Annotated in this window: 11 protein-coding genes; 6 read left to right on the top strand and 5 right to left on the bottom strand. The window is 68.9% G+C overall.

All coding sequences use genetic code 11. From position 1 onward, the window contains the following. From AX690_RS00485 to AX690_RS00475, 3 genes are all read right to left on the bottom strand, one after another. The coding region (locus tag AX690_RS00485) for a methyl-accepting chemotaxis protein (protein WP_066730180.1) at positions 1-1,361 on the bottom strand (1,361 nt) is incomplete at its 3' end. Positions 1,362-1,515: 154 nt separating this feature from the next. Next, entirely contained in the window at positions 1,516-2,430 is a 915-nt protein-coding gene (locus AX690_RS00480; protein ID WP_082769413.1) for a tyrosine recombinase XerC, read from the bottom strand. Beyond that, complete coding sequence (locus tag AX690_RS00475; protein ID WP_066730178.1) at positions 2,427-3,107, bottom strand: DUF484 family protein; 681 nt, start codon at positions 3,105-3,107, stop codon at positions 2,427-2,429. Before AX690_RS00475 ends, AX690_RS00480 begins: the two co-directional genes overlap by 4 nt. Before the next feature lie 123 nt (positions 3,108-3,230). Between AX690_RS00475 and AX690_RS00470 the strand changes: the two genes are divergently transcribed. Next, positions 3,231-5,390 carry a primosomal protein N' gene (locus tag AX690_RS00470; RefSeq protein WP_066730177.1) on the top strand — a complete coding sequence of 720 codons (2,160 nt, stop codon included), beginning with the start codon at positions 3,231-3,233 and terminating at the stop codon, positions 5,388-5,390. Between the two features lie 107 nt (positions 5,391-5,497). Here AX690_RS00470 and AX690_RS00465 read toward each other — a convergent pair whose 3' ends face one another. Beyond that, the gene (locus AX690_RS00465) at positions 5,498-6,286 is read right to left on the bottom strand and encodes a TerC family protein (protein ID WP_066730176.1); all 789 of its coding nucleotides are present in this window, start codon (positions 6,284-6,286) and stop codon (positions 5,498-5,500) included. 291 nt (positions 6,287-6,577) lie between these two features. After that, complete coding sequence (locus AX690_RS22565; RefSeq protein ID WP_156449506.1) at positions 6,578-6,724, bottom strand: hypothetical protein; 147 nt, start codon at positions 6,722-6,724, stop codon at positions 6,578-6,580. Between the two features lie 153 nt (positions 6,725-6,877). On the opposite strand from AX690_RS22565, the gene AX690_RS00460 reads away from it, so the two are divergent. The 5 genes from AX690_RS00460 (at position 6,878) to AX690_RS00440 (ending at position 12,367) form a co-directional block, all read left to right on the top strand. Next, positions 6,878-7,582 (top strand): CHAP domain-containing protein, encoded by a 705-nt coding sequence (locus AX690_RS00460; protein ID WP_066730175.1) that lies wholly within the window; start codon positions 6,878-6,880, stop codon positions 7,580-7,582. A gap of 125 nt (positions 7,583-7,707) precedes the next feature. After that, complete coding sequence (locus tag AX690_RS00455) at positions 7,708-8,667, top strand: magnesium transporter CorA family protein (RefSeq protein WP_066730174.1); 960 nt, start codon at positions 7,708-7,710, stop codon at positions 8,665-8,667. 102 nt (positions 8,668-8,769) lie between these two features. Then, positions 8,770-10,002 (top strand): pentapeptide repeat-containing protein, encoded by a 1,233-nt coding sequence (locus tag AX690_RS00450; RefSeq protein WP_066730173.1) that lies wholly within the window; start codon positions 8,770-8,772, stop codon positions 10,000-10,002. 109 nt (positions 10,003-10,111) lie between these two features. Then, positions 10,112-10,867 (top strand): MipA/OmpV family protein, encoded by a 756-nt coding sequence (locus AX690_RS00445; protein WP_066730172.1) that lies wholly within the window; start codon positions 10,112-10,114, stop codon positions 10,865-10,867. Between the two features lie 72 nt (positions 10,868-10,939). Continuing rightward, complete coding sequence (locus AX690_RS00440; RefSeq protein ID WP_066730171.1) at positions 10,940-12,367, top strand: alpha/beta hydrolase; 1,428 nt, start codon at positions 10,940-10,942, stop codon at positions 12,365-12,367. Positions 12,368-12,695: the final 328 nt, after the last annotated feature.

Genomic DNA, 12,695 nt, shown 5'->3' with positions numbered 1-12,695 from the left:
AGCAGGTTGGTCTGGAAGGCGATCTCGTCGATCACGCCGATGATCTGGCTGATCTCCTGCGACGACTTCTCGATCTCGTTCATGGCGTCGACGGCGTTGCGAACGACCACGCTGGAGCGTTCGGCGTCGCCGCGGGTCGAGCCCACGACCTTGGCGGCTTCCTGGGCGCCAGCCGACGAGCGGCGCACGGTGGCGGTGATCTCGTCCAGGGCGGCGGCGGTTTCTTCCAGGCTGGCGGCCTGCTGCTCGGTGCGACGCGACAGGTCGTCGGAGGCCGAGGCGATCTCGTCCGAGCCGGCGCCGATGCTGCTGGCGGCGTGGACGATGGTGCGCATCGTCTCTTCCAGCTGCGTCACCGCGCCATTGAAGTCGGTTTGCAGGCGCTTGTAGCTTTCGGGGATGTCCTGATCCAGGCGGTAGGTCAGGTCGCCCTCGGCCAGGCGGTTCAGGCCGGCGGCGATGATTTCCATGACCGCGGCCTGCTCCTTGGCGGCGGCTTCGGCCATTTCCTGATTGCGGCGGCGCTCGGCCTCGGCCTCGGAATTGGCGCGAGCCTGGGCGGCCTCGGCCGTGCGCAGGGCCACGGCGTTGTCCTTGAACACCTGGACCGAGCGGGCCATGGCGCCGACTTCGTCCTTGCGATCGGCGCCCTTGACCTCGACGTCGACCGAGCCGCCCGCAAGGACTTCCATGGTCTTGGCGGTCGCGTTCAGCGGGGCGGCGATTTTGCGCGAACCGATCCACAGGGCGAGCAGCAGGGCCGAACCGGCCGCGATCACGCCGAACAGGACAGAGATGATCGTGTTGGTGGTCGCCTGCTTGAGGGTGGCTTCCACCATCGCATCGGTCTCCTTCGAGTGGACCGAGACGAAATTGTTGACGTCCTCGTTCAGGCTGGTGATGTCCGGGTCGATGATCGCCATGATCATGACCGCCGCCTCATTGGCGTTCTGCAGGCCCATGTCGGCGCCTTGGCGCGCGTTGGTGTAGATTTTTTCCAGGCGTGCGGAGAAGTCTGCGACCTGCTTGGCCGAGGTGGGGTCCGCCTCCTTGATGGCGGCGAGGTACTTCTTGCCTTCCTGGTAGGCTTTATCGACGTCATCGCTGGCGGCCTTGGCCTCGGGCGAGCTCCCGTCGTACGACACCGTGCGATAGGCGCCGTAGCCGATCCCGGTCACCCGACGATTGAAGCGAGCGGCCGCCAGTTCGGCCGGCGCGCGCTGTTCGACCAGCACCTGGGTCGCCTCCTCGGCTTGGCGCGCCTGCCAGGCGCCCATGCCCACGATCGCCAGCGCCACCACCGTCAGGATCACGGCGGGCAGGGCGACTTTGGTCGAAATCTTCAGATCGTCGAACTTCATGATAGCCTCTCGGGGGCTGCGTCTTCCGCAAGGGCGGAAAGCGCGTTTCTCGCGAGGACGAAGCTCTGCCTGCCGTAAAATCGCGGTTAATTTCACCGGCCTGGCTGGTTAACGCGACAGTCTGTCGCAGATAACCTTACGTAAGGTGTGGCTTTCAGGCCTTGGGATGCGCCGCTTGGTAGGCCGCCAGCAGGCCCGCGGCGTCCACCTGGGTGTAGCGCTGGGTCGTGGACAGCGAAGCATGACCCAGGAGCTCCTGGATCGTCCGCAGGTCTGCGCCCGCGCCCAGCAGGTGCGTGGCGAAGGCGTGGCGAAAGGCGTGCGGCGTCACCCGGTCTGAGAGGCCCAGGCGTCCCCGCAGGGTCTGGACCAGACCCTGGACATGGCGCGGCGATAGCGGGCCGCCGCGCTTGGCCCGGAACAGCGGTTCATCGGGCCCGAGGACGAACGGCAGCTCGTCGGCATAGACCGCGATCGCCTCGCGCACGGCGTCCAGCACGGGGGCGATGCGGGTCTTGCCGCCCTTGCCGGTGATGCGCAGCGCAGCCCCCAGCGGGACGTCGCTCCAGGTCAGGGACAGGGCCTCGGAAATCCGCAGGCCGCAGCCCCACAGCAGGGTCAGCACCGCCGCGTCGCGGGCGGTTTCCCACGGCTCGCGCTCGGCGTCGCCCGAGGCCTCGGCGATCAGGTCGCGCGCCTGGTCCTCGGACACGGGGCGGGGCAGGCCGATCTTCAGGCGCGGGCCGCGCACCAGGCCGATGGCGGCGTTGGCCACGCCATGACGCTGGTCGACATAGCGATGGAAGGCGCGGATCGAGGACAGGGCCTGCGAGATCGAGCGCGGCGCCAGGGCGTCCTCCCCCTGGCGACGAAAGGCGAGGTAGCCGCGCAGGTCGGCGGCGGAGATCTCGCCCAGGGCGCCGACGCTCAGCGCCTCGCCCCGGTGGGCCTCCAGGAAATTCAGATAGGCCAGGACGTTGTCGCCATAGGCCCGCACCGTGCGCGGCGAGGCCCGGCGCTCCAGCGTCAGGTGGTCCAGCCAGGCGGCGAGGGCCTGGCGAGCCGTCACAGGACCGGCCAGCGTTCGGCGGTGCGTTCGACCACCCGGCCCAGGAAGTTCACGAGCTCGGTGCCCATGTCGGGCATGAAGGCCTCGGGATCGGTCGAGCCGAAGGCCAGCACCGCCTCGCGGCGCGGCTCCCAGATCGCCATGCGCACCAGGGCCATGCTGCGGATCAGCTCGGCCTTGTCGCCAAACAGCGGCAGGGCGGGCGCGAAGAAGCCCATGCGGGCGATCGGCGCGTCGCCGACCAGCATGTCGGCCTGGCCCTCGGCGAGAGCGCGCCAGCCGGCGGGGACGCGGTTCGGACCCTCCAGCGCGATGACGCCGGCCGCGAGGCCAAAACGCAACACCGACAGCTCGTCCACGCGGCGGGCGAGGTCGGAGTGGTTACGGGCGTCGAGCATGTCGATCACCGCGGCGTGGGTCTGGGCCTGGGCCGAGTAGTTGGCGCGGGCGTTGGCCTCGATCGTCTGACGGGCCAGGGCCTCGCGCTTGTGGGCGGCGGCCACCTTGGCCAGGGCCGCCGGGCCGAAGTCCAGAACGTTGCTGGCGTCGACCTTCAGGCCCAGCTCGCCCAGCAGGTCCTCGTCCTGACGCAGGAACTGCGGCTGGGTGCGCAGGAACGCCCGGACGCTGTCGGCGTCGACCGTCGTCTTCTTGGCCGCGCGAGTCGCGTCGCTCATGGGTGCCCCGAGTCTGGTGAAATGACGGGTCGATGAAGCCCCAAGACGGTTAACGGGGTCTTGATAAGCGGCGCCGTGCGAGCTCTCGACCTGGGGAGCGTTTCGCGGCAGAAGCGTCTGGCCATGCCGCGTATCGCTTCCGTCCTGCTGCCGATGCCCTTGCCGGAGGCCTTCGACTACGCCGAGCCGGAAGGGCTGGACCTGGCCGTCGGCGACCACGTCGCCGTGCCGCTGGGGCCGCGCGTGATCCGGGGCGTGGTCACGGCCCTGCGCGATGGGACGGGCGGCAACCGGCCGCTGAAGGTGGTGCAGGGCAAGGTGGACGATCCACCCCTGCCGCCGGGCGTGCTGACCTTCGTCGAATGGGCGGCGCGCTATTCGGTCGATGTTCCCGGCTGGCCCCTGGCCATGGCCCTGCGCGGCCTGCGCCATCCGCCGCCCAAGCCTGACAAGGTGCTGGTGCTGACCGGCGTCCAGCCCGCGCGGATGACCCCGGCGCGGCTGAAGGTGCTGGCCGCCGCCGAGGGGACGAAGCTGTCGAGCGGGGCCCTGGCCTCGGCCGCGGGCGTCTCGACCGGCGTCGTGAAGGGCCTCCTGGACGAGGGCGCTCTGGCGATCGACTTCGTCGAGCCCGAGCGCGGCTTGCCCCAGCCCGATCTCTCCCTGCCGCCGCGCGCGCTCAATCCCGGCCAGGCCGCCTGCGTCGCGGTGCTGAAGGAGATGCTGGACGCCGGCGGCTTCCAGGCGGCGCTGCTGGACGGGGTGACCGGCTCGGGCAAGACCGAGGTCTATCTGGAGGCGGTGGCCGAGGCGCTGAAGGATCCCGAGGCCCAGGTCCTGGTGCTGCTGCCCGAGATCGCCCTGACCCAGGCCGTGATGGCCCGCTTCGAACAGCGGTTCGGCGCGGTTCCGGCCGAGTGGCATTCGGGCGTCTCGCCGCCGCGCCGTCGGCAGGTCTGGGAGGCCGTGGCCAGCGGGAACGCCCGCATCGTCGTTGGCGCCCGCTCGGCCCTGTTCCTGCCGTTCCGCAAGCTGCGCCTGCTGGTCGTCGACGAGGAGCACGACGGCTCGTTCAAGCAGGAGGAGGGCTTCATCTACCAGGCTCGCGACCTGGCCGTCGCCCGCGCCAAGATCGAGGGGGCGAGCGTGCTGCTGGCCTCGGCCACGCCGTCTCTGGAGAGTCTCTACAACGCCCAGATCGGCCGCTATCGCTGGCTGCGGCTGTCGGCGCGCCACGGGGCGGCGCAGCTGCCCGACATCGGCCTGATCGACATGCGCCAGACGCCGCCGGAGCCCGGCCGCTGGCTGTCGCCGCCGCTGATCAAGGCCATGGCCGTGACCCTGCAGCGCGGCGAGCAGGCCATGCTGTTCCTGAACCGGCGCGGCTATGCTCCCCTGGTCCTGTGCCGGGCCTGCGGCGAGAAGATGAAGTCGCCCGACACCGACAGCTGGCTGGTCGAGCACCGCTACACCGGACGGCTCGTCTGTCACCTGACCGGTTTTTCGATGAAGAAGCCCGAGGCCTGCCCCCACTGCGGGGCCAAGGACTCGCTGGTCTCGATCGGCCCGGGCGTCGAGCGGGTCGAGGAGGAGGCGCGGCACATCTTCCCCGACGCCCGGGTGGCGGTGTTCTCGTCCGACACGGTGATGGACGCCGAGGCCGCCAAGGCGCTGGTGGCCAGCATGGCGGCGGGCGAGATCGACATCCTGGTGGCGACCCAGGCGGCCGCCAAGGGCCACAACTTCCCGAACCTGACCCTGGTGGGCGTGGTGGACGCTGACCTTTCCCTGCGCGGCGGCGACCTGCGGGCCGGTGAGCGGACCTTCCAGCTTCTGGCCCAGGCCGCGGGGCGCGCGGGGCGCCACGAGAAGCCGGGGCGGGCCCTGCTGCAGACCTATGCGCCGGACCACGCGGTGATGCAGGCCCTGGCGGCGCAGGACCGGGACGCCTTCGTCGAGGCCGAGATGGCCATGCGCCAGGAGGCGGGCCTGCCGCCGTTCGGGCGACTGGCGGCCCTGATCGCCTCGGGGCCCGACGCCGCGGCGCTCGAGGCCTATGTCGAGGCGCTGGCGGCGGTGATCCCCAACGCCGAGGGGGTCGAGGTGTTCGGCCCCGCCGACGCGCCGCTGTCGCTGGTGCGCGGACGGCGCCGCAAGCGGTTCCTGGTCCGCGCCGAACGCAACGTCGACCTGCAGGGTTTCATGGCCGCCTGGCGGGCGCGGGCCAAGATCCCGAACTCGGTGCGGGTGGTCATCGACGTCGACCCCTACAGCTTCCTCTGAACCTGAAGATCCGCGGCGCCCGTTCCGAGCGCGGGGGCTACGGGGGCAAACAAAAAAGGCCCCTGGAGATCCTCTCCAGGGGCCCCTTCTTGACGGCCTAGGGTCGCCTATCCGGCTTTCTTGGCGTCGCGTTTCCGGGCCAGCATGTTCAGGCCCTCGACCCCGGCCGAGAAGGCCATGGCGGTGTAGATGTAGCCCTTCGGCACATGGGCGCCGAAGCCCTCGGCGATCAGCACGGTGCCGATCATCAGCAGGAAGCCGAGCGCCAGCATCACGACGGTCGGATTGTTGTTGATGAAGTTGGCCAGCGGGTCGGCGGCCAGCAGCATCACCGTGACGGCGATAATCACGGCCGCGACCATGATCGGCAGGTGATCGGTCATGCCCACGGCGGTCAGGATCGAGTCGATCGAGAACACCAGGTCCAGCAGGATGATCTGGAAGATCGCGGCGCCGACGTTGGAGATCACGACGCTGGCCTTGTCCTTCTCCAGCATGTCGTCGCTCTTGTCGGGATCCACGGTGTGGTGGATCTCCTTGGTCGCCTTCCAGATCAGGAAGGCGCCGCCGGCGATCAGGATCAGGTCACGCCACGAGAAGGCGGTCTCGAAGCCCGGCTCGCCATGCGATCCCATTGGACCGGTGATCCCCAGGTTGAAGACCGGAGCGGTCAGGCCGACGATGAAGGCGATGGTCGACAGCAGCACCAGGCGCATGATCAGCGCCAGCGAGATACCGATCCGGCGCACCCTCTGGCGATGCTCGGGCGGCAGCTTGTTGGACAGAATTGAGATGAAGACGAGGTTGTCGATCCCCAGGACGACTTCCATGACGACAAGCGTGACCAACGCGGCCCAGGCGGCTGGGTCGGCGAGCAGGCTGAGTATTTCGTTCATCAATCCCCACAAAGGATGTGGCTCCGCGCCTCCCCGCGCGAAACCGTCTAACGCCATGAGATGGGGGCGAACACCGTTCTTGTCGAGACCGGCGAGGGCAAAAAACCAACCGGCGCCCGCGCCGCCGCGGTCAACGATTCGGCGGGGCTTTTCCGGGCCCGCGCGCCGCGACGCCGATCAATTGATCAACGTGGTTTTTTTGGTCGCAGCCGTCTGCTTTCGAGACCATTTTTGAGCCGTCATTTCATCTTGGATCTTTAAGATGATCAAGGACGCCGATGAGATCAGCTGTCAGTCTTCCAGGTCACCGAGCGACGCGAACTCGCGGTGGAAAGGACGGAAGTCGGGGTGTCCAGTATCGGTGGAGATGACGTCGAAATTTCCGGCGCGGTCTTGATTGCGGTCGAGGCCGGAGAAGCTGGTGAACAGCGTTCGCATGTCGAGCCGGAAGGGGCGTCGAGCGACGCTGAAACTTCCTCGCCCTCCATCAAATGGCGCCGCTCGCGGGTGACATCTGCGACATAAAGACTCTTTTCACACGTCCATGGGAAGGTTATCCCTTAACCCAGTAACGCGGGGAGTACCCACAGCATGACGAAACGGACGAGGGCCCTCCTGGGTTCCCTGGCCGCTGCCGCCATGATCAGCCTGGCGCCGGCGGTGGCAACCGCCGACGGCTATTGGCAGTGCGTTCCTTTCGCGCGCCTGATGTCCGGCATCCAGATCTTCGGCGACGCCCGCACCTGGTGGTCGCAGGCCGCCGGCAAGTACGAAACCGGTTCGGTGCCGAAGATCGGCTCGGTCCTTTCCTTCAAGCCGACCGCCCGGATGAACCTGGGCCATGTCGCCTTCGTGAGCCAGGTGCTCACCGACCGCGTCATCCAGGTCACCCACGCCAACTGGTCCGTCATCGAGGGCGATCGCGGCCAGATCGAAAAGGACGTCACCGTCGTCGACGTCTCCGCCAATGGCGACTGGAGCCAGGTCAAGGTCTGGTACGACCCGATCCGCGACCTCGGCAACACGGTCTATCCGACCAACGGCTTCATCTATCAGGACGCCCAGGCGATGAAGATCGCCATGGCCACCAGCAAGATCGCCATGGCCCAGAACGCCGTCGTGTCGGCCGCCAAGCAGGCCGCCAATCAGGTGGCTTCGTCGGTTCGCGCCTCGCCGCTGGACATCATCAGCCAGGCCGCCGATTCGACCGATCGTATCGCCGCCCTGATCGAGGCCGCCACGGGCGGCGGCTCTTCGTCGACCACCGACGCCAACAAGCAGAACGCGCCGCGTTGACCTGAAGCGCGGGGCGGGGCACACCCGACCCGCAGCGCTTTGCGCGAGGCCTTCCAGACCTCGCGCGACGCCTGCGTCTCCAAAGGGGCGAGCCTGCTCGGCGGCGGGCTTGAAGGGCGGCGTCCATGCTGAGAATCCTCCGTCACGGCGCGCCCGGTTTCGAGGCGGGCGGCGTGTCCCCGGACTGGCGCGTACCCGCGGACACGGTCTGGATCGAGCTGGTCGACCCCACCCGCGCCGAGGAAGTGGCCGTCGAGCAGTCGATCGGCCTCTTGCTGCCCACCCGGGAAGAGATGGCCGAGATCGAGGCCTCCTCGCGCCTCTACCAGGAGGACGGCGGGACCTTCATGACCGCCACCGTCCTGGTCAACGCCGAGGGGGACCTGCCCACCGCCGCGCCGGTGACCTTCGTCCTGGCGGGCGCGCGGCTGATCACCATCCGCTATGTCGAGCCCCGCGCCTTTTCGGTGTTCGCGGCCCAGGCCGAGCGCCAGCCCAGCCTCTGTCCCAACGGTCTGCAGACGTTCCTCGGCCTGCTGGACGCCATCGTCGACCGCACCGCCGACATCCTCGAGCGCACGGCCGCCGAGGTCGAGGTGCAGTCGCGCGCCATCTTCGGACGCCCGCGCGGCGCGGCCTTCGAGCAGATCCTGAAAAGCCTGGGCCGCGCCCAGAACATCAATTCCAAGGCCCGCGACAGCCTGGTCAGCCTGGCGCGCCTGCTGAGCTTCGCCGCCCTGGCCGAGCAGTTCGACGGCGAGCGCGAGCTGCGCGATCACCTGAAGTCGCTGCAGCGCGACGTCCAGTCGATCACCGACCACTCCAGCTACCTGGCCGGCAACATCACCTTCCTGCTCGACGCGGCCCTGGGCCTGATCAACATCGAGCAGAACTCGATCTTCAAGGTGTTCTCGGTGTTCTCGGTGGTGCTGATGCCGCCCACCCTGATCGCCGGCATCTACGGCATGAACTTCGAGCACATGCCCGAACTGCGCTGGATCGAGGGCTATCCGATGGCCATCGCCCTGATGGTCCTGGTCGCGGGCGCGCCGCTGCTGTGGTTCAAGCGCAAGGGCTGGCTGTAGGCGCAAACGCGACTTTTCGTCGCGGTTTTGAACCTTGCCTTAAGGCTGGGCGGACCATGTTCGGCGCTCAACGATCCTCCGAACAGAACGCTCCTTGCGCCGATGCGTCCCGCATCTTCCCGACCCAGCCTGATCCGCAATCTCCACCCTTCGGTGGTGCGCGAAGCGGTGGAGGCGCATGGCCGCTTTCTGAAAGGCCTGCCGGCCGGTCGCCGGGCCGTGCTGTCCTATGTGAACCTGAACAATTACGACCTGGACGGCGTCGAGCTGTCCGAGGCCGACCTCACGGGGGCGCTCCTGGGCGGAGCATCGCTGCGCGGCGCGCGGCTGGTGAGGGCCACGCTTTACGGCGCGGACCTGCGCGACTCGGACTTGCGCGACGCCAACCTGTCCAGCGCCGACATGCGCGGGGCCTGTCTGCGCGGCTCCAACCTGGGCGGCGCGGACCTTTCTCGCTGCGACCTGCGCGAGGGCCTGACGGCCGTGCAGGACGACACCAAGGGCCTGCGGATCCTGGACCACGCCAAGCGTCCCGGAGAGTTGGACTACGCCCTGCTGCAGGGCGCCAACCTCAGCGGCGCCCAGATGTCGGGAGCCCTGGCGCGCAGAGCCGACTTCACGGACGCCGACCTCTCCCATGTCAACCTGCGGGGCGCCAAGCTGGCCAACGCGTGCCTGGACCGCGCGGACCTTTCGGGGGCCAATCTGCAAAGCGCCGACCTGACCAAGGTCTCGCTGCGTCGGGCCGTGATGGTGGGCGCGGACACCAGCGGCGCGGATCTGAGCGCGGCCGATCTGAGCGAGGTGCTGCGCGCGCCCCCGCCGCTCATCTATATCGACGACCTCCCCCTCAGCGAGGTGATCGAGGCCCATGAGCTCTTCTGCCGGTCCCACGGCGCCGCGGGGAAGGCGGCCAAGGCCAAGGGCGTCGACTTCCGTCCGTTACGGCGGCTCAAGAACCGTCTTCTCAGCGGGCTGGTCGCGCCGGAGGCCGTGTTCTTCGGCATGGACCTGGAAGGCGCGCAACTGCAGGCCGCCAATCTGGTCGGAGCGGACCTGCGCGGCGCCAAGCTGCGCGGGGCGGATCTTCGGGGCGCGCGGCTGATGGGCGCTCAGCTGTCGCGCGCCGACCTGTCGAACGCCAAGCTGGGGCCGCTGAAGATCGGCGAGGGCCGCGTGTTGCGCACGGACCTTTCCCGGGCGGTGTTGCGCGGCGCGGACCTGCGCGGCGCCAGCGCCGCGCGTGTGCGGCTGCTGGAAGCCGATCTCGATCGCGCCAAGCTGGACGGCGCGGACCTGCGCGGCGCCGAATTTCCGGCGATCTTCGGCGTCTAAAAGCGCGTTTCATGCGTAAAGGCTTCAGGGATCGTACTGATATGATCCCGTCAACGGACGTGGCCAATCTGCCCTCGGCGGCGGAGGCCGCTCGAACCCGGAGCCGCCCATGACCCGCGCCGCCACGACTGCCGCCCTGTCCTGCCTGATCGTCGCGTCGGCGGCCCCCGCCCTGGCTCAAGATCGTGATCAGAATCGCGCTGTCGTCGGCGTGGCCGGCGTGTACGCGCCCGCCTATCAGGGCGCGGACGATTATCGTCTGATCCCGTTCCCGGTGCTGGATCTCAAGTACGGCCGCTTCTTCGTCAACACGCGCAGGGGCGTCGGCGCCACGCTGTTGGAGGGCTCGGCCGTCAGCGTCGGCGCCGGGGTCACCTATGTGCCGGGCTATCGCCGCCGTGACGCACCGGAAGGCGTTGGGCGGCTGTCTGGCGGCGCGGGCGCGCGGATCTCCGCCGACGCCCGCCTAGGCGGGCTGGCGGCCAGCCTCGGCGCGACCCGGGCGCTGACGGGCGATGTCGACGGGACCCTGGTGGACGCAAGCCTCGCCATGCCCGTCAGGATGTCCTCGCGACTGACCCTGATCCCCAGCGTCTCGGCGACCTGGGCGGATGGCGCCTACCACCGCGCCTATTTCGGGATCGACGCGCGCCAGGCGGCCGCCTCGGGCCTGGCCGCCTATCGCCCCGGCGGCGGGCTCAAGGATGTCTCGGCCTCGCTGACCGCCAGCTATCGACTGAACGACAAGGTGACCTTGGGCGCGACGGGCGCGGTGAGCAGCCTGAGAGGCGACGCCAAGAAGAGCCCGATCGTGGTCGATCCGACCCAGCCGGCGGCGTTCGTCTCGGTCGCCTACCGGTTCTAGCCGCCGCAAAGGAAGCCTTGCGGCGCGCTTCGACCTTGGTGTTGATGCGATGAGAACCGCAGGAGCTTTTCGATGCCGCGCTTGTCCTGGATCGCCGCCGCCGGCGTGCTCGCCTTCCTTGGCCTCGCCGGCGGCGCCCACGCCGCCGCGCCCCAGTTCAAGCCAACCGCCTGCGCGGGCGACTACAAGGGCGTCGATCTCAAGGTCCAGTGCGGGAACCTGATCGTCGACGAGACGCGCGGCGATCCCAAGAGCCGCCGGATCAGCGTGGCGGTCGCCATCGTCAAGGCCTCGGCCCCGAAGGCCGGCCTGCCGCCGGTGGTCTATCTGCACGGCGGCCCCGGCGGCTCGGCCCTGGCCGGCCTGCCTCGAATGCTGAAGAGCAAGGCCGCGCGCGAGTACGTCGCGGTCGACCAGGACTGGATCTTCATCGACCAGCGCGGGGGCGGCCAGTCAAGCCCCAACCTCGATTGCCCGGGGACCAACCTGACCGACGCGGGCCCGCCCTCGCAGACGGACGCCGAGGGCGTCGTCGCCTGCCTGAAGGCCTTCCAGGCCAAGGGCGTGAACCTGTCGCGCTACAACGCCGTCGAGGTCGCCAAGGACGTTCAGGACCTGCGCCAGGTCTTGAAGCTACCGATGATCGACCTGTTCGGCGGCTCGTACGGCACGCGGATCGAGGCGGCGATCCAGACCCACGCGGCCCAGGGCGTACGGGCCGTGGTGCAGGACTCGCCCTGGCCGCCCGAGGCCGACTGGACCGTCGGCGGCCCAGCCATGGTCTCGACCTCGATCGACATCGTGATGGCCAAGTGCGCGGTCGTGGCTGAGTGCGCCCAGCGCTACCCGGACCTGAAGGCCAAGCTGGCCGTCGTCGCCGAGCGCTGGCTGGCCGGGCCCCAGATCATCAACGGCAAGACCTACACGGCCGACGACCTGGGCGGCTATCTGATGGACGCCAGCTACTTCACCGCCGGCGTGCTGCCGCGGGACCTCTGGAAGATCATCCAGGGCGACGTCTCGCCGGTGGCCGAGTTCGTCGAGAGCCGCGACTATTACAGCGAGGGCCAGTTCATGACCCACCTGTGCAAGGAGGAGATTCCCTTCGAGGCCCGCGCGGACGTCGCCAAGGGCACGGAGAAGGATCCGGTCGCCCGCCTGATGGTCGCCTCGATGCAGCGGATCCACGACGTCTGCGCCGCCATCGACGTCGGCCCGATCTCCAAGGCCGAACAGGCGCCGGTCAAGACCGCCATCCCGACCCTGTTCCTGGCCGCCGAGATCGACCCCGGCTGCCCGCCGGAACTGACCCGCGCCGCGTCCAAGGGCTACGAGGGCTCGCAGGTGGTGATCGTCACCAACGCCACCCACGGCGTCTCGCGCAGCAGCCCGTGCGTGCGAAAGATGATCCGGGGATTCTTCCAGGATCCGACGAAGGCGGTGGATCGGAGCTGCCTGCCGGCGGCGGATGAGGCGATGAAGTTTACGTACACGGGCTGACGCGGCTGAAACCCTCTCCCGACGGGAGAGGGCGGGGCCCATCGCGCAGCGATGGGAGGGTGAGGGGTTTCGCCGTCGCCGCGGAGTGACCTTGGAGCGGACGTTCCGAAGGACTGAGAAGGGTGGGGTGCGGCCGTTCAAAATCCCTCTCTCATGGAGAGAGGGAGGGGCCCGCCGCGAAGCGGTGGGAGGGTGAGTGGGTAGGCGAAGCCCGAAGACGATCTTGACGCGACTGCGGATTATGCGCCGGCAAGCCGGCTAAGGGTGTAACCACTCACCCTCCCAAGCTTCGCTTGGGCCCCTCCCTTGTATCTGGATTGCGGCGCCG

Origin of the sequence: Caulobacter sp. CCH9-E1 (genome assembly GCF_001556515.1) — a bacterium.
Taxonomy (GTDB): domain Bacteria; phylum Pseudomonadota; class Alphaproteobacteria; order Caulobacterales; family Caulobacteraceae; genus Caulobacter.
The sequence above is the reverse complement of the archived record's forward strand: the minus strand, read 5'-3'. Positions and strand labels throughout refer to the sequence as shown.